The sequence below is a fragment of the Acinetobacter sp. GQ146 genome (genome assembly GCF_059758585.1).
On record NZ_JCAXDV010000003.1, the window covers coordinates 90,377 to 107,653 of the forward strand.

Annotated in this window: 14 protein-coding genes and 1 riboswitch; of the genes, 13 read left to right on the top strand and 1 reads right to left on the bottom strand. The window is 44.3% G+C overall.

The genetic code is table 11. The features are described 5' to 3' along the window. Positions 1 to 12 precede the first annotated feature (12 nt). The 5 genes from AC6CHI_RS06505 (at position 13) to lpxC (ending at position 5,502) form a co-directional block, all read left to right on the top strand. Positions 13 to 942 carry a D-alanine--D-alanine ligase gene (locus AC6CHI_RS06505; protein WP_458891878.1) on the top strand — a complete coding sequence of 310 codons (930 nt, stop codon included), beginning with the start codon at positions 13 to 15 and terminating at the stop codon, positions 940 to 942. 3 nt (positions 943 to 945) lie between these two features. Next, the gene (locus AC6CHI_RS06510) at positions 946 to 1,800 is read left to right on the top strand and encodes a cell division protein FtsQ/DivIB (RefSeq protein ID WP_498120179.1); all 855 of its coding nucleotides are present in this window, start codon (positions 946 to 948) and stop codon (positions 1,798 to 1,800) included. Positions 1,801 to 1,864: 64 nt separating this feature from the next. Further along, positions 1,865 to 3,127 carry a cell division protein FtsA gene (gene ftsA / locus AC6CHI_RS06515; RefSeq protein ID WP_498120181.1) on the top strand — a complete coding sequence of 421 codons (1,263 nt, stop codon included), beginning with the start codon at positions 1,865 to 1,867 and terminating at the stop codon, positions 3,125 to 3,127. Positions 3,128 to 3,289: 162 nt separating this feature from the next. After that, complete coding sequence (gene ftsZ, locus AC6CHI_RS06520) at positions 3,290 to 4,474, top strand: cell division protein FtsZ (protein ID WP_458891875.1); 1,185 nt, start codon at positions 3,290 to 3,292, stop codon at positions 4,472 to 4,474. Between the two features lie 125 nt (positions 4,475 to 4,599). Further along, the gene (gene lpxC / locus AC6CHI_RS06525; RefSeq protein WP_458891874.1) at positions 4,600 to 5,502 is read left to right on the top strand and encodes a UDP-3-O-acyl-N-acetylglucosamine deacetylase; all 903 of its coding nucleotides are present in this window, start codon (positions 4,600 to 4,602) and stop codon (positions 5,500 to 5,502) included. 98 nt (positions 5,503 to 5,600) lie between these two features. On the opposite strand, the gene AC6CHI_RS06530 is transcribed toward lpxC, so the two are convergent. Beyond that, positions 5,601 to 6,041: a DUF721 domain-containing protein gene (locus AC6CHI_RS06530; RefSeq protein ID WP_458891873.1), complete on the bottom strand. Its 441-nt coding sequence runs from the start codon at positions 6,039 to 6,041 to the stop codon at positions 5,601 to 5,603. Between the two features lie 108 nt (positions 6,042 to 6,149). Between AC6CHI_RS06530 and AC6CHI_RS06535 the strand changes: the two genes are divergently transcribed. From AC6CHI_RS06535 to glmM, 8 genes are all read left to right on the top strand, one after another. Continuing rightward, positions 6,150 to 6,839: a M23 family metallopeptidase gene (locus tag AC6CHI_RS06535; RefSeq protein WP_458891872.1), complete on the top strand. Its 690-nt coding sequence runs from the start codon at positions 6,150 to 6,152 to the stop codon at positions 6,837 to 6,839. A gap of 328 nt (positions 6,840 to 7,167) precedes the next feature. Next, positions 7,168 to 9,882: a pyruvate dehydrogenase (acetyl-transferring), homodimeric type gene (aceE, locus tag AC6CHI_RS06540; RefSeq protein ID WP_458891871.1), complete on the top strand. Its 2,715-nt coding sequence runs from the start codon at positions 7,168 to 7,170 to the stop codon at positions 9,880 to 9,882. A gap of 2 nt (positions 9,883 to 9,884) precedes the next feature. Then, complete coding sequence (locus AC6CHI_RS06545) at positions 9,885 to 11,846, top strand: 2-oxo acid dehydrogenase subunit E2 (RefSeq protein ID WP_498120184.1); 1,962 nt, start codon at positions 9,885 to 9,887, stop codon at positions 11,844 to 11,846. A gap of 166 nt (positions 11,847 to 12,012) precedes the next feature. Beyond that, on the top strand, positions 12,013 to 12,306 hold the full coding sequence (locus tag AC6CHI_RS06550; protein WP_458891869.1) for a hypothetical protein: 294 nt from the start codon (positions 12,013 to 12,015) through the stop codon (positions 12,304 to 12,306). A gap of 74 nt (positions 12,307 to 12,380) precedes the next feature. Next, positions 12,381 to 12,523: riboswitch (yybP-ykoY riboswitch) on the top strand. An 84-nt stretch (positions 12,524 to 12,607) separates the two neighbouring features. Beyond that, on the top strand, positions 12,608 to 13,183 hold the full coding sequence (locus AC6CHI_RS06555) for a TMEM165/GDT1 family protein (RefSeq protein ID WP_458891868.1): 576 nt from the start codon (positions 12,608 to 12,610) through the stop codon (positions 13,181 to 13,183). Positions 13,184 to 13,364: 181 nt separating this feature from the next. Next, entirely contained in the window at positions 13,365 to 14,162 is a 798-nt protein-coding gene (locus AC6CHI_RS06560; RefSeq protein ID WP_151504455.1) for an oxygen-binding di-iron domain-containing protein, read from the top strand. Between the two features lie 189 nt (positions 14,163 to 14,351). Next, positions 14,352 to 15,818 carry an IMP dehydrogenase gene (gene guaB, locus AC6CHI_RS06565; RefSeq protein WP_498120186.1) on the top strand — a complete coding sequence of 489 codons (1,467 nt, stop codon included), beginning with the start codon at positions 14,352 to 14,354 and terminating at the stop codon, positions 15,816 to 15,818. Positions 15,819 to 15,942: 124 nt separating this feature from the next. Continuing rightward, complete coding sequence (gene glmM / locus AC6CHI_RS06570; RefSeq protein ID WP_498120188.1) at positions 15,943 to 17,274, top strand: phosphoglucosamine mutase; 1,332 nt, start codon at positions 15,943 to 15,945, stop codon at positions 17,272 to 17,274. The last annotated feature ends 3 nt before the right edge of the window (positions 17,275 to 17,277 follow it).

The window sequence follows — 17,277 nt, forward strand, 5'->3', positions numbered from 1 at the left end:
AAGGATAAAAACGTGTCAAATGCTTCAAAGTTCGGCAAAGTTGCCGTGTTGCTTGGTGGTAAATCAGCTGAGCGTGAGGTTTCTCTCGATAGTGGTCAGGCTGTACTTGAAGCATTGATTCGTTCTGGGGTAAATGCAGAGGCTTTTGATCCTCAAAGCCGTAGTGTCACCGAACTGGTGAACTATGACCGTGCCTTCATTGTTTTGCATGGCCGTGGTGGGGAAGATGGTCAGATCCAAGGTGTCTTGGAGTGGCTCAATATTCCCTATACCGGCACTGGCGTGCAAGGTTCTGCGATTGGTATGGATAAGGTGAAAACCAAGCAAATCTGGCAGGGTTCAGACTTGCCGACAGCACCGTACCGCATTATTGATAAAGACAGTGACTTGAATGAAGTGGTTGAAAGCTTAGGCTTGCCGCTAATTATCAAGCCTGTGCATGAAGGCTCGAGTGTGGGCATGAGTAAGGTGGAAAAGGCCGAAGACCTTGCTGCGGCAATTAGTAAAGCCACCCAGCATGATGCCGTAGTGATGGCCGAAAAATGGATTACAGGACGTGAATTTACCATTTCGTTCCTAAATGGACAGCCTTTGCCTGTAATTCGTTTACAACCGCCTGCGGATGTGGCCTTTTACGACTATGAAGCCAAATACCAGCGTAATGATGTGCAATATGGCATTCCTTGTGGCCTAAGCGAAGCTGAAGAGCAGCGTTTGCAAGCTTTGTGTTTACGTGCTTTCCAAGCTGTTGGTGCAAGTGGTTGGGGACGAATTGATGCCATGCAGGATGAACAAGGCAATTTCTGGTTGCTGGAAGTGAACACTGTACCGGGGATGACTAGCCACTCTTTGGTGCCTAAAGCTGCCAATGCCGTAGGTTATAGCTTTGATGCGTTATGTGTCGCTATTTTAGAACAAACACTTACAGGTGCAGCACACTAAGTTATGGCTCAACTTCCAGCTTCGATGCGTCGCAAACGTGCGGCAATTACCTCGATTCATGACAAACCACCCACGCGTAAAGAACAGCTGACCAACGTGGGTGGTTGGTTGCTCTTGATTATTGCATTTGTGGTTTTGGCGGCTGGAATTTTTGGTTTATACAAAGTCATGACCGATGCGCGTGTGGCAGATCTGGATGTGGTTGGAACGCGTTCCGATGCCGAACAGCGTCAGGTCATGCTACATGTCGCACCTTCAGTACAAAATAATTATTTTACTTCAGATTTAGAGCAAATCCGTGATCGTGCCTTAGAACTTTCTTGGGTTGATCGTGTGGTGGTGTCGCGTGCTTGGCCGAATGCCATTCGCGTTCGAGTGATGCCACGTCATGCGATTGCACGTTGGGGAACGGGTCGTTTACTCAGTGATAGTGGTGATGTCTTTGCTGAAGTCACGCCACGCAACTATCAACAATTGCCATTGCTTCATGGGCCGATCAGCCAATCTAAAACCATGATGCGTCGCTATAATGAAATTAATCAGTTATTCCTTCCAGTCAACCTTCGCCTCAAAGAACTATATTTAACGGAGCGTATGACTTGGTTTATGCAGTTTGATTCTGGATTACGTGTTATTGTGGATCAAGATCAAATGATGAGTAAGCTACAACGCTTGAGTCATCTTGCACAAAGCGATTTGAAGCCTGTATGGCCTCAAATTTCGGCCATCGATTTACGATATAGGAACGGTTTAGCCATCCAGTGGAAGAGTGCTGCCCCACCCAAGATTGTAAATGGTCATTTTGTTGTAACGATTAATGACACAAGCATTGCGGATGGGATAAATGCAAAGCCATAATGACTGGCTTTATAAATAGAGGCGTAAAGCCATAAATTAAACAAACATGTAATGGTAGTAAATAATGAGTGAAGCTGTTCCCTCAGTTGTTGCGATTGACATTGGGACACATAAAGTTTCAGTTTTGATTGGTAAGGTGCACGCCCCAGATAAGATTCAAGTTATCGGGATGGCGACTGCGCGAAACCGTGGAATGAACAAAGGCAAAATCGTGAGCTTGGATAAAGTCATCACGGCGATAAAAAATGCCGTTCAAGAAGCGGAAGATATGGCAGAGTGTCGTGTGCATTCCGCTTGGGTGTCTATTCCAAGTGCAGAATTAAAAAGTTTTTATGCTTCGGGTCGTACCCCCATTGAAAATGCAGAACACAGTATTACCACCAATGAAGTGGTAAGAGCATTAGAGTTGGCTAAAGCCAGTCATATTACTTCGGATCACTACTTGGTCAGTGCAGTGCCTTTGGGCTTTGAATTGGATGATTCACCAGAGTGGGTGCAAAATCCAATCCGAATGTCTGCACACAGTATGAAAGGCCATTATCAATTGATGATGTTGCCGATCAGTACCATGCAGAATTTGGATCGGGCCATGAAGGGTGCCAACATCACTGTAGAAAAAATGGTGGTCTCATGTTTGGCTACCGCTGAAGCCAGTTTGCTGAAAGATGAAAAAGAATATGGAGTCTGCTTACTCGATATTGGAGCGGGAACCACCAATCTTGCTGTCTATTTAGATGGCCGACTCGCCATGGCAGAGACTTTGCAGCGTGGCGGTGAGCATGTGACTCGGGATATTGCCGCAGTCTTGCAAACCACGACGGAAGAAGCAGAAAGAATTAAACTGCTTTATGGTTGTGTCGATTTAAAAGTGGTGAAACCTGATCACATGATTCAAATTCAAGGGATTGATGGTCCGCAAACCATTAGCCGAATTGAATTGTCTGAAATTATGATTGCTCGCTACGAAGAAATACTAACCCAAGTGCGTGAAGTTTTGGAGCGGAGTGGTGCCATTCACGGCTTATATCATGGGGTGGTCCTAACGGGCGATGCCTGCCAGATTGAAGGCATGGTCAGTTTAGTACGTCGCATGTTGGGTATTTCTGCACATTTAGGTAATCCTCCAGTACAAGTGTATGCGGATGAACCGTATTTAGCCGCTTTGCGTCGTTCACAATATGCGACTGCCGCAGGCTTGCTGATGTATAGTCAGGGTGATCCACAAGAAACGTTAGTGGAAACCGTTGATCCTGAAAAATTGTCTTTCTGGAAACGCGCTGGGCGGGCATGGTCAGGATTAAATGATAAGTTGAAATCTATTTTTTAGTTGTATTTTTTGGGAATATTGTTTGGAAGTTGTACGCTAAGCAGTCAAGACTTGACAAGCTAGAGATAGGGCAGCATCCTAAAACCAATTTTTATTTATGCAGATCAAGGCAGTATACGGGCTTAAGTGACTGCCAATTACGAATTAGGAAATTTAAAGGTCATGGCCTCATTTGAATTTTTAGAAGATGATCAAAACGATAGCAACGGTCAAGCCCGTTTCACTGTATTTGGTGTAGGTGGTGCAGGCGGTAATGCGGTCCAACACATGTTGGAATCTGACATTCAGGGTGTGAAATTTGTTTGTGCCAACACGGACAAACAAGCTTTAGATCGCATGAATGCGCAATTTAAAATCCAGTTGGGTGAACAAAGTACTCGTGGCTTAGGCGCTGGTGCCAATCCACAAGTGGGTCAAACCGCTGCGGAAGAAAGTCGCGAGTTGATTCGTCAACATCTTGAAGGCACCGATATGGTGTTCGTGACCGCAGGTATGGGTGGTGGCACGGGTACAGGTGCGGCACCCGTAGTTGCGGAAATTGCCAAAGAAATGGGCATTTTGACGGTTGGCGTGGTGACTACACCGTTTAACTTTGAAGGTAAGCGCCGTCAACAATCTGCAGAAAAAGGTATTGAAGCCTTAGAAGCGCATGTAGATTCCCTGATTATTATTCCAAACCAACGCTTATTAAAAGTGTTCCGTGACATCTCAATGAAAGATGCCTACAAAAAAGCGGATGATGTATTGCTGAATGCCGTCCGTAGTATCTTTGATTTGGTGGTGCGTCCTGGTCATATTAACCTTGACTTTGCGGACTTGAAAACTGCCATGAGTACACGTGGCTATGCCATGATGGGTGCAGGCTCTGGCCGTGGTGAACATCGTGCGCGTCAAGCGGCAGAACAGGCAATTCGCAGTCCATTACTCGACAATGTGACCATTATGAATGCCAAAGGGATTCTAATTAATGTCACGGGTGGTGATGACGTAACCTTCGGTGAAATTGAAGAAATTACCGATGTAGTCAATCAAATCGTCGACTTGGATGAAGGTCAAGTCTTCTACGGTACGGTATTTGATCCAGATGCGCGTGATGAAATCAGTGTGACTGTGATTGCAACTGGCTTAACCCGCAATTCTGCGGATGCTATTGAGCCGACTAAACGTCCAAACACACAAGTTTCACGTTCAAGCACGACAACTCAAGTGGTTGAAGAAGATGATGTCCCTGCGATTCAGCGTCAGCAAAGCGATGCGCCTGCAATTAATGCAGCTTCATCTGCGGGTGCTTCACGCCCAACGCCAATGAGTATTCAAGATTATTTGAAAAATCAGCAACGTAAGTAATTATTTATCAATGTCTTTTTCTCAAGATATGACAAAAAGGTAGCGGAAACGCTACCTTTTTGTTTTTTATCAATGGCTAAATATGCTAACGTATAGCGGATTTATGGGCAGATGATAGAAAAAGCATGTTGAAACAGCGTACCCTGCAACGTGTCGTGAAAGCGAGCGGTATTGGTCTTCATAGTGGGCAAAAGGTATTAATGAACTTTGTGCCGCACCATGTGGATGGGGGAATCGTGTTTCGTCGTATCGATTTAGAGCCACCTGTCGATATTCCTGCCGATGCTACGCTGATCCAAGAAGCTTTCATGTGCTCTAATTTGGTTCAAGAAAATGCCAAAGTTGGTACCATTGAACATGTGATGAGTGCGATAGCGGGCTTGGGCATTGATAACTTAATTATTGAAGTGTCAGCGTCTGAAGTGCCGATTATGGATGGCAGTGCAGGTCCTTTTATCTATTTGTTAATGCAGGGCGGTTTGGTTGAACAGAATGCACCGAAAAAGTTCATCAAAATTCTAAAACCTGTCGAAGCCCTGATTGATGACAAACGTGCCATCTTTACCCCACATTCAGGTTTTCAGCTGAATTTCACCATTGATTTTGATCATCCCGCATTTAAAAAAGAATATCAGTCTGCCACCATTGATTTTTCGACGGAAACTTTTGTCTATGAAGTCAGTGAAGCGCGAACTTTTGGCTTTATGAAGGACCTTGATTATCTGAAAGCTAATAATTTAGCTTTAGGTGCCAGTCTGGATAATGCGATTGGGGTTGATGATACCGGCGTGGTGAATGAAGAGGGCTTACGCTTCTCCGATGAATTTGTTCGTCACAAAATATTAGATGCTGTAGGGGATTTATACTTATTGGGTCATCAAATTATTGCGAAATTTGATGGATATAAGTCAGGACATGCTTTAAATAATCAATTATTACGCAATGTCCAAAGTGATCCGAGTAGCTACGAAATTGTAACATTTGATGACATGGAACAATGTCCAATTCCCTATGTAAGTGTGACATAAGTCATTGTCTTATAGGGATTACGTTATAATATAACAAATTAAAAATGAGAAACAAATCACATTGTTGCGAATAGGGTTTGCACCTGAAGTCTGCTCAGTTACTTTTTATTGCTTGCCAAACGTCGCATGGCTTGGCTAAGCTTAGGGTCGCTCACAAAGTCGGCAGCCCCTTGCAATAAGTCTTGGGTTTCTGGACTAAGAGATCTTGAAGGTTGTTCACTCGAACTGTGGTTTTTGGGAGAAACTCTTAAACGAACCTGTAGTTTTTGTAAATCTTTCAGCTCTTCAAGTTGTGATAATTGAACAATATAGTGTTTTTGTAAGTAACCAAGTTGACTCACCATCGCTTGATTTTCACCTGTTATGGTCAAAACGCCATATTGATAACAAGCAACCTGCCATTGCTCTGGTTGAGGCAATAAAGGTTGAATGCGTTTGCTAAGTTTCTGCCACGCAGCAACTTGGGTTGAGAGAAACGACAAGTTTCCTGTTTTTATGCGTTTTCTTGTTTGTTGAAAGAGATTCTCTGGTTCAGACATACATATTACCTTCATATTTGTGTCTTAATCTTATGCGTTCCTTTCAGTAGATATCAAGGAAGAGATCACGCAAGGAACTTTTGTAAGAACAGTTTAAAGAGGTTATTTATGCACACGAGACGTATTTTATTGGCATTTTCTTTAGCCGCGTCGACCGCTTCGGTTGCTTTCGCTGATTTAGTTCAATTGAATTCAAATACTACCGCTTCGCCAGATCGTATTGAACAGCTGACTCAAACCTTGGCTCAGGGTTCTTATGCTGAACCGGAAGATATTGATATTCCAGCAACGACACAGATATCTGTGAAGTTACGTGAAAAAACCGTCGAACTAAATAATGCGTCGATTGCTAAAAAATATGGCAATACATCTACGTATTCAGCATCTTCAACAAATCCTTATTCTTGGTTGGTTGCACACCCTTTACCTGATATGAAGCGCGTGAGTTCAAACTATGGTGGTCGTACCATGGGTGGCCGTGCGGAACATCATTCTGGTTTAGATTTGTCTGCCCCAAGTGGCACTCCAATCTATGCAACTGGTCCAGGGGTTGTAACCAAATCGGGTTGGGGCACAGGCTATGGCCAATATGTTGAAATTAATCACGGGAATGGTTATATCACTCGTTATGCCCATGCCTCTCGTCTGATTGCACGTGTAGGTGACCGCGTAGACGCGGGTGAACATATTGCTAATGTCGGTTGTACAGGGCGTTGTACAGGTCCACATTTACATTACGAAGTTGTTAAAGATGGTCAGCGTAAAAATCCATCTACCTACTTAGCGATGTTGCCATAATCTTAGCGCTGATTGATTGTTAAGTGATTTCAAAGGCAGTGCATTGGGTTTAACCTCTATCCAATGCACTGCCTTTTTGCTTTTGTGTTATTTGCACCATAATAGGGAAGTTTCCTTCATCTTTTTTTCATACTATCAGGCAAAAGAATTTTGTTTGTATAAAAAATCTACATTATTGGCGATTTTTTGTTAATTTGAGTGTTAAATCGTCATCAATTATTTATTTTATAAATAGTGGTGCATATCCGTATTCAGCTGCAGCGATAACTTCTAATACCAAAGTATGGTACATATATGGAATAGATTAAGCTTAAGGAATAGGTGGATTATGGCGTTTTATGGCGATACAGATGCGCAAGAAACCCAAGAATGGCAAGATGCTTTCGATTCGGTTCTAAAACACATGGGAACAGAGCGTGCTGCATTTTTATTAGAAAAATTATATCAACGTGCAATCGCGAAACATGTTCCTATTCAGCGCTTAAACACTCCTTATTTAAATACGGTTTCTGTTGAAGAACAACCTGCAATGCCAGGCGACCAAGATATGGAACGCCGTATTCGTGCATTGATTCGTTGGAATGCCTTGGCAATGGTACTTCGCGCGAATAAAACTGGTGATGACTTAGGTGGTCACTTGGCAAGTTTTGCATCTTCTGCAACATTATATGATGTTGGTTTTAACCACTTCTTCCGTGCAGGCAACGACCACTTCGGTGGTGACATGATCTATTACCAAGGTCACTGTGCCCCAGGTATTTATGCACGTTCATTCCTCGAAGGTCGTTTGACTGAAGATCAATTGAATAACTTCCGCCGTGAAGTGGGTGGCAATGGTTTACCAAGCTATCCGCATCCATATTTGATGCCGGACTATTGGCAATTCCCAACGGTATCGATGGGTCTCGGTCCAATCATGTCGATTTATCAAGCACACATTCAAAAATATTTGATGAACCGTGGCTTGATCAAAGAAGAAGATCGTAAAGTCTGGGCTTACCTTGGCGATGGTGAGATGGATGAACCAGAAAGTACTGGTGCAATTTCACTTGCGGGTCGTGAAAAGCTCGACAACCTCATTTGGGTGGTGAACTGTAACTTACAGCGTCTAGATGGTCCGGTCCGTGGTAACGGTAAAATCATTCAAGAATTAGAATCTTTATTCCGTGGTGCGGGCTGGCGCGTGATTAAAGTGGTATGGGGTCGTCATTGGGATCCACTACTTGCAAAAGACAGCACAGGCGCTTTAAAAGCGGTTATGGAAGAGACAGTTGATGGTGAGTATCAACGCTATCAAGTGAAAGGTGGTGCCTATACGCGTGAGAAATTCTTTGGCAAGTACCCAGAAGCTGCGGAACTTGTAAAAGATTTAAGCGATGAAGACATCGATAATCTGAACCGTGGTGGTCATGACCCGTACAAAGTATTTGCAGCTTATGCGGAAGCAATGAAAGCCAAAGGTCAACCGACGGTAATTCTTGCGAAAACTGTCAAAGGTTATGGTTTATCTGAAGAAATTGAAGCGGTCAACAAAACGCATCAAATCAAGAAGATGCAGATTGACTCATTAAAGTATGTGCGTAACCGTTTCAACTTGCCATTTACCGATGCGCAACTTGAAGAAGTTCCATTCTACCGTCCAAGCGAAAATTCACCTGAATTGAAATACATGAAGGCGCGTCGTGAAGCATTAGGTGGTTACTTACCTGCACGTCGTAAAGAGAGTGAGCAATTAGCCATTCCTGAATTATCCGTCTTTGATGCGGTATTAAAAGGTTCTGCAGGTAAAGAACAATCCACCACGATGGTGATGGTGCGTTTAATTTCTTCTTTATTGAAAGAAAAAGCGATTAAAGACCGCGTGGTGCCAATTGTCCCTGACGAAGCACGTACTTTCGGTTTAGAAGGCATGTTCCGTCAATTGGGGATCTATGCTGCACATGGTCAGAAATATACCCCTGAAGACCAAGAACAATTGATGCATTACCGTGAAGCAAGTGATGGTCATATGCTTCAAGAAGGAATTAACGAAGCGGGTGCGATGAGTGCATGGGCGGCGTTGGCGACCAGTTATTCAACCAATAACTTGCCAATGATTCCGATGTACATGTACTACTCAATGTTCGGTTTCCAGCGTATTGGCGACATTGCGTGGGCAGCAGGTGATGCACAGGCTCAAGGCTTCTTGTTGGGTGCGACGGCTGGTCGTACCACACTGAATGGTGAAGGCTTACAACACCAAGATGGTCACTCACATATCCTTGCGAACACGATTCCAAATTGTGTGTCTTATGACCCATGTTTCGGTTATGAATTAGCAGTAATCGTACATGATGGTTTACAGCGTATGTATGTGAACCAAGAACGTATTTTCTATTACTTAACCGTGATGAACGAAAACTACGAACATCCTGAAATGCCAGTTGGCGCTGAGGAAGGCATCAAACGTGGTATGTACTTGTTCCAACAAGATGACAAGGCCACTGTTCAATTGTTAGGTTCGGGTGTGATTCTGCGTGAAGTGATCAAAGCAGCGAAAATTTTGCGTGATGAATACCAAATCCATTCGAATGTCTGGAGTGTGACCAGCTTTAACGAGTTGGCGCGTGATGGTATGGCATGTGAAGAATACAATCGCTTACATCCTTTGGCTGAACAAGCGAAAGAAGCGTGGGTATCTGAGTTGTTGCGTCCTACCGACGGTATCGTCGTATCTGCAACCGACCATATGCGTGCTTATAGCGAACAAATCCGTGCTTATCTACCAGACAACCGTCCATTTGTGGCTTTAGGTACAGATGGTTATGGCCGTTCAGATACACGTGCTAACTTACGTAGCTACTTCGGTGTAGATGCTGCGCATATTGTGGTAGCAACGTTGAAAAAATTAGCGGATGAAGGCGAAGTCGATGCACGTTTAGTGAAAGATGCCATTTCTTCATTTGAGCTCGATACAGACCGTCCAGTGGCATGGGCTCCTCAGGCACATCCTGAAGTTCAAGCCGTAGCAGACTACAAAGAACAATCAGGTGAGGAGAACTAAGTATGCAAATCAAAACACCTGATATTGGCGTAGACAAAGCCACGGTTGCAGAAATTTTAGTGAAAGTGGGCGATCAGATTGCCGTTGATGAGAGTCTGGTCTTGCTTGAGTCGGATAAGGCCTCTGTTGAAGTGCCTAGCACTTCGGCAGGTGTGGTGAAAAGTATCAGTGTTGCAGTGGGCGATGAAGTCGCTGAAGGCGCTGTACTGATTGAACTCGAATCTGAAGCGGCTGCAACCCCTGTTGCAGCGCATGCTGAAGCAAAAGCGGCTGAGCCAGCACCAGTGGCTGCGGCTCCAGAAGTTGCTGCTCCTGTTGTAGCGAGCCAAGCAACGACAAGTGCTGTGGTCGATGTACAAGTTCCAGACATTGGTGTGGAAAAAGCAGTCGTCGGTGAGTTGCTGGTCAAAGCTGGTGACAGCATTGAAGTGGATCAAAGTATCGTGGTGGTTGAATCTGACAAAGCCACGGTTGAAGTGCCAAGCACGGTTGCCGGTACGGTTGAAAGTGTTGAGATTCAAGCGGGTGATACCGTCAAAGAAGGCGTTGTGCTGCTCAAAGTGAAAGTGGCAGGTGCTGCGCCAGTAGCGACAACAACGGCTGCTGTAAGCACGTCTGCACCAGCTGCTGAACCTGTACAGGCAGCAGTCGCTCCTGCAGCACCTGTTGCAACGGGTGCAGTTGAAATCACCGTGCCTGATTTAGGGGTCGACAAAGCCACAGTGGCTGAAATTCTGGTAAGTGTGGGTGATCGTGTCGAGAACGATCAAAGCATTATTGTGGTTGAATCGGACAAAGCGACTGTTGAAGTGCCAAGCACCACAACGGGTGTGATTAAAGCGATTCATGTTGCTGCTGGGCAAAGTGTTGCACAAGGCATGCCTTTGGTGACGATTGAGTCTGAATCGGCAGCGCCTGCGGCACAAGCACCTGTAGCTCCTGCAAAAGCTCAAGCACAAGCCGCAGCTCCTGTTGCTGCCGCTGCTAAAGTTGAAACGGCACCTGTACAAGCAACAGGTGTAGATAAGCTGACCAAAGAGCAAAGTGCAGAAAATGCAAAAGTATATGCAGGCCCTGCGGTACGTAAATTAGCGCGTGAACTCGGTGTGATCCTTGGCCAAGTACAAAGCTCGGGTCCGCATGGCCGCTTGATGAAAGAAGATGTGTTCGCTTATGTGAAAGCACGTTTAACTGCACCACAAGCAGCCCCAGTTGCTGCGGCTGCGCCAGCAGTTTCAGGCTTGCCAAAACTTCCTGACTTTAGCGCTTTTGGTGGTGTGGAAGAAAAAGTGCTGACACGTTTGCAGCAAGTGTCGATTCCGCAATTGTCATTGAATAACTTTATTCCACAAGTGACACAGTTTGATTTGGCGGATATTACTGAGCTGGAAGCATGGCGTAATGATCTGAAAGGCAACTTTAAGAAAGAAGGCATTAGCCTGACGATTATGGCGTTCATCATCAAAGCGGTTGCGCACTTGTTGAAAGAAGAGCGTGAGTTTGCCGGACACTTGGCAGATGATGGTAAATCAGTCTTATTGCGTAACGAAATCCATATGGGTATTGCTGTGGCAACACCAGATGGTTTAACGGTTCCGGTATTACGCAATCCAGATCAGAAAACCATTAAACAAATTGCAGTTGAATTGGGTGTAATCGGTCAGAAAGCCCGTGACAAGAAACTTTCACCGAAAGACTTGCAAGGGGCCAACTTCACCATTTCAAGCTTAGGTGCGATTGGTGGTACAGCCTTCACACCGTTGGTGAACTGGCCACAAGTGGCAATTTTAGGTATTTCACCTGCAACGATGCAGCCTGTCTGGAATGGTCAAGGTTTTGATCCTAAATTGATGTTGCCATTGTCGTTATCTTATGACCATCGTGTGATTAATGGTGCGGATGCAGCACGTTTCACCAATAAATTAACCAAGTTATTGGCAGACATTCGCAGCTTATTGCTCTAATCGCATTGTAATTATTACTTCAAACCTCGCTTCGGCGGGGTTTTTTTATGAATCATAAACAGTAAATTGTAAGACTCTGTTGAGAAGCCTCGTGCGATTCAAGGATTTAGTTAAAATGAAGCGAGATAGAACAGCAAAAAAATTGAATGCAGGGAGAAGCATGCAGATGTGGCCATTTTTTAAATTCATGCTACCAATTGTCTTGTTGGTTTTGGTCTTAATGGGCTTTTGGTTGAGTGTGTTGCATTTTCCATGGGGCTGGGTCACCTATTTGGTCATGGGATTGGAAATTTTTACTGCAACCATTGTGTTCTCTATGGAGTTTCAAGCACAAAACATCGGGGGTGCCAGTGGTTGGGGAAGTTTTGGTTGGCTCGGGTTTAACCTCGGTTTGGCCTTGCTCTTGGGGCTGTTGCGTGCAGCGCTCTGGTTGGTACAACGCGTCGGCTTTCACTTTTAAGGCCCTAAATTTCATTATGAGCTATTAAAAACTGCATGAAAGATTTGAAAAATTGAGTGAATTTTATATAATAGCCATGATTCATTGGGGAGTAGCCGCTTTTTACGTCATGTAAAAAGGTGATGATCAACATAATTGTTCCACAGAACATGGTCATCATAGCAAAGAACCAAATAAGCTCATCAAGCAGCTTTTTTTGTTGGCAAGACCTTTGATTTACCACTCTGCATCAATCTATTTGATTTTGGCTAGCAGGAGGGGTAAGTCATAGGCAAATTTTGCTAGCCAGAGAAAAGACCTTATGCATGAGTTCCTCATTTCGACAGCAATTGTCGCTCTCGCTGAAATGGGTGATAAAACCCAGCTTCTTGCCTTATTACTGGCTGCACGTTTCCGTAAACCTGTTCCTATTTTGATTGCCATTTTAGCTGCAACCTTGATTAACCATGGCTTGTCTGCGGTATTGGGCCAATGGATTACCACGGTTTTAAGTCCTGAAGTGTTAATCTGGGTGTTATCACTTGGCTTTATTGGCATGGCTGCGTGGATGCTGATTCCAGATGAGCTGGATGATGAAACCGATAGCATTAACAAATGGCAAAAATTTGGCGTCTTTGGTGCAACATTTGTGTTGTTCTTTTTAGCTGAAATTGGTGATAAGACCCAAATCGCAACCGTTGCCTTAGCTGCACGTTATGACAGTATTTTTTGGGTCATGGCGGGTACCACTGTGGGTATGATGTTGGCAAATGCACCAGCAGTCTTTGTCGGGAATAAGCTCGCAGACAAACTGCCAATTGCGTTAATCCATAAAATTGGCGCAGCCATCTTCCTGATTATCGGGGTCTCCACCTTGGTACAGCATTATTTCTTCTAAGCCGAAGTATGATTATGGAAAACCCAGCGAATCAGTTGGGTTTTTTATGATGTAAATCAGATAAATAAGCATAAAAAACTCAAAACTAAATCTGTATATTTATTGTAAGTTACGCTATTTCCCTTTATGTTATACGGAATTAAAAATTGAACTTATACAATACAAATATTGGGGTTTTGCTATGGCTTTTGATCGCACCACATCGCAAGTGTTGTTTGATAATGGCACACATAAGTGCATCAGTTTTACCAGTTTAGTCAAAGGTGAAGGCGTACAGGCAAACCAGTTTCTGATTTTAGATCATGAGCGCGCTGCAGTTTTAGATCCAGGGGGCGATTTAACCTATGTGCCTTTAACCATGGAGCTAAATAAATACACCCGTTTAACCAATCTCGATTATGTGATGGCATCGCATCAAGATCCTGACATTATTACTTCTATGCCACGTTGGTTGGTCTATACCGATGCCAAAGTGGTCGCATCTAAATTATGGGCGCGTTTCTTGCCGCATTTAAACTCGGCTTTTATGAGTGATCGTATGAAAGGTGGTTGGTTAGAACGCTTGATCGAATTGCCGGACCACGGAGGGATCATTCCTTTGGGTGAATCCAGTATTATTGTTGTCCCTGCGCATTTTCTACATTCAGTTGGGAATTTTCAATTTTACGACCCAATCGCAAAAATTTTGTTTTCAGGTGATATGGGCGCATCTATGGTGGATGATGCCAATAAGCCCTTGGAAAATTTTGCTGCGCATATCCCAAAAATGAAAGGTTTCCATCAACGTTATATGTGTTCCAACAAAGTGATTCGCCTTTGGGTAAACATGGTGCGCAGCATGGATGTTGAAATGATTGTGCCACAACATGGTACGCCGTTTATCGGCAAAGAGATGATTAACCAATTCTTGGATTGGATTGAAACTTTAGAATGTGGCATTGACTTAATGGATGAAAGTATTTTTACCTGCCCAACCTAAAGCCAGTTTGCATTAAGCTGATCAGCAGAGATTGACTGGTTGATTCGAGTCAGTCTCGACCCTTGAAACTGGGGCCGCAAGGCATTTCTCAGGGTACTTGCATTTTTAAATGATATTTTTTTAATAAAAAATGAAATTTAAAGCTAAATTTGTTTATAATAGCGCACGGAAATTACCAGTGAGACTGTTATGTTGACCATCGTTCAAGAAGCGTTAACCTTCGATGATGTCTTATTACTCCCTGCCTATTCTACTGTCCTCCCAAAAGATGTCTCTCTAAAGACACGCCTGACTCGTGGCATTAACTTAAATATCCCTCTCGTTTCAGCAGCAATGGATACCGTGACTGAATCACGTATGGCAATTGCGATGTCACAAAACGGTGGTATTGGTATTTTGCATAAAAACATGGATATTGCTGCACAGGCTGCAGAAGTACGCCGTGTGAAAAAATTTGAAGCAGGTATGGTCAAAGACCCAATTACAGTAACACCAGAAACCACAGTACGTGAGTTGATTGCGATTACGCAAGCCAATAACATCAGTGGTGTGCCTGTAGTGAAAGATGGGAAAGTGGTTGGTATTGTGACAGGACGTGATACACGTTTTGAAACCAATCTAGAACAGCCTGTAAGCAGCATTATGACGGGTCAAGACCGTTTAGTGACTGTGCGTGAAGGTGAGTCTAAAGAACAGATTCAAGCACTCTTACAGAAACACCGTATTGAAAAAGTATTGGTGGTTGGCGAAAACAACGAACTGAAAGGTTTAATTACGGTTACTGATTTCCGTAAAGCGGAACTCTATCCAAACAGCTGTAAAGATGACCTTGGTCGTTTGCGCGTAGGTGCGGCAGTCGGTACAGGTGTAGAAACACCAAGCCGTGTTGAAGCATTGGTAGACGCTGGGGTCGACGTGATTGTGGTCGATACTGCACATGGTCATTCTGCGGGCGTAATTGAGCGTGTACGTTGGGTAAAACAGAACTACCCACAAGTTCAAGTGATTGGCGGTAATATTGCAACAGGTGATGCTGCATTAGCCCTTCTTGATGCGGGTGCGGATGCTGTGAAAGTGGGTATTGGTCCTGGTTCAATCTGTACTACGCGTATTGTAGCGGGTATTGGTATGCCGCAAATCTCTGCGATTGATAGCGTTGCCAATGCATTAAAAGACCAAATTCCTTTAATTGCTGACGGTGGTATTCGCTTCTCGGGCGACATGGCAAAAGCCATTGGTGCTGGTGCGAGCACGATTATGGTCGGTTCACTCCTTGCAGGGACTGAAGAAGCCCCAGGTGAAGTTGAATTCTTCCAAGGTCGTTACTACAAAGCATACCGTGGCATGGGTTCATTGGGTGCGATGGCGGGTGCGACAGGTTCTGCAGACCGTTACTTCCAAGACTCGAAAGCGGGTGCTGAGAAGCTGGTTCCAGAAGGCATTGAAGGTCGTGTGCCGTACAAAGGACCAATGGGTAACATCGTACATCAAATGATGGGTGGCTTGCGTTCTTCGATGGGCTATACCGGCTCTTCTGCGATTGAAGACCTACGTCAAAATGCTAAGTTTGTGAAGATTACTTCAGCAGGTATGTCTGAATCGCACGTGCATGATGTCACCATTACTAAAGAAGCACCAAACTACCGCGTTGGTTGATTTTTAGTAATTTAGATGCAAAGAGACCGTCAACACTATGACGGTCTTTTTTATTTTGGTGTAAAGTATTTCCCTACGACAAAAAGGTGGATCACAACACCTAGATATAAGAAGTGAGTAAAACATGAGTTATTTCGGCACAGATGGTATTCGAGGGAAATTTGGCGAACTACCTATTACGCCTGAATTTGCACTAAAGTTAGGATTTGCTGCAGGTAAAGTTCTTAAAAAAATTACGCAAAAAAATAAACCGATTGTTGTCTTGGGTAAAGATACACGTTTGTCGGGCTATATTTTAGAGGCGGCCTTACAGGCTGGTTTAAATGCAGCGGGTGTTTATGTGCATTTATTGGGTCCATTGCCAACGCCGGCGATTGCTCACTTAACTCGTGCTTTACACGCCAGCTTGGGTATTGTGATTTCTGCTTCGCATAACCCATATTTTGATAACGGCATTAAATTCTTTTCAGGTGAAGGGAAAAAATTGCCAGATGAGCTGCAAGAAGCCATTAATCAAGAACTGGAAAAAGAGCTATTGATAGAAGACACGGCCAATTTGGGTAAAAGTGTTCGCGTCAAAGATGCCAATGGTCGTTATATCGAATTCTGTAAATCGACCTTCCCTTACCATTTTGACTTGTCGGATTTAAAAATTGTGGTGGACTGTGCCAATGGTGCAGCCTATAACGTGGGACCAGCCGTGTTTATAGAATTGGGTGCCAAAGTGGTGGCACTCTATAATGAACCTAATGGTCTCAATATTAATCAGGACTGTGGTTCGACGCATCCTGAACGTTTGCAAAAAGCAGTGGTTGAGCATGCTGCGGATGTGGGGATTGCCTTTGATGGTGATGCCGACCGAGTGATTATGGTGGACCGTCATGGTGAACAAATTACTGGCGACCATATTCTGTATATTTTGGCGACCCAAGCCAGCAAAAAACCTGCAGGCATTGTCGGGACAGTCATGAGCAATATGGCGCTGGAACTGGCACTCAAGCAGGCTGAAGTACCCTTTGTGCGTGCCAAAGTGGGTGACCGCTATGTCCTTCAAGCGCTTGAAGAACATCAGTGGGTGATCGGTGGCGAACCATCAGGTCATATCTTAACGCTTGATAAGAGCACGACAGGAGATGCCATTATTGCAGCATTACAGGTGCTGACGGTAATGGTGGAGCAGAAAAAGGCCCTGCATGAACTGGTTGCAGATTTTAAACTGTTCCCGCAAGTGTTGGTCAACGTGCGTCTAGAACAGATGATTGACCCGTATGCAAACCCTGCGATGGTGGCCGAATTTGACAAAGCCGAAGCCCAGCTGGCAGGTCGTGGACGACTGTTGATTCGTAAATCGGGAACTGAGCCTGTGATTCGTGTCATGGTTGAAGGTGATCAACTGGAAGAAGTGACTGCATTGGCGAATCATCTCGCGGATGTGGTCCGTACCCAAGCTGCTTAAGGA

Coding starts and splice junctions, on each gene's coding strand:
- lpxC (WP_458891874.1), top strand. CDS start 4,600: ATGTTGAAACAGCGTACCCTGCAACGTGTCGTGAAAGCGAGCGGTATT.
- AC6CHI_RS06535 (WP_458891872.1), top strand. CDS start 6,150: ATGCACACGAGACGTATTTTATTGGCATTTTCTTTAGCCGCGTCGACC.
- AC6CHI_RS06530 (WP_458891873.1), bottom strand. CDS start 6,041: ATGTCTGAACCAGAGAATCTCTTTCAACAAACAAGAAAACGCATAAAA.
- ftsA (WP_498120181.1), top strand. CDS start 1,865: ATGAGTGAAGCTGTTCCCTCAGTTGTTGCGATTGACATTGGGACACAT.
- AC6CHI_RS06555 (WP_458891868.1), top strand. CDS start 12,608: ATGCATGAGTTCCTCATTTCGACAGCAATTGTCGCTCTCGCTGAAATG.
- AC6CHI_RS06545 (WP_498120184.1), top strand. CDS start 9,885: ATGCAAATCAAAACACCTGATATTGGCGTAGACAAAGCCACGGTTGCA.
- guaB (WP_498120186.1), top strand. CDS start 14,352: ATGTTGACCATCGTTCAAGAAGCGTTAACCTTCGATGATGTCTTATTA.
- AC6CHI_RS06550 (WP_458891869.1), top strand. CDS start 12,013: ATGTGGCCATTTTTTAAATTCATGCTACCAATTGTCTTGTTGGTTTTG.
- AC6CHI_RS06560 (WP_151504455.1), top strand. CDS start 13,365: ATGGCTTTTGATCGCACCACATCGCAAGTGTTGTTTGATAATGGCACA.
- AC6CHI_RS06510 (WP_498120179.1), top strand. CDS start 946: ATGGCTCAACTTCCAGCTTCGATGCGTCGCAAACGTGCGGCAATTACC.
- ftsZ (WP_458891875.1), top strand. CDS start 3,290: ATGGCCTCATTTGAATTTTTAGAAGATGATCAAAACGATAGCAACGGT.
- aceE (WP_458891871.1), top strand. CDS start 7,168: ATGGCGTTTTATGGCGATACAGATGCGCAAGAAACCCAAGAATGGCAA.
- glmM (WP_498120188.1), top strand. CDS start 15,943: ATGAGTTATTTCGGCACAGATGGTATTCGAGGGAAATTTGGCGAACTA.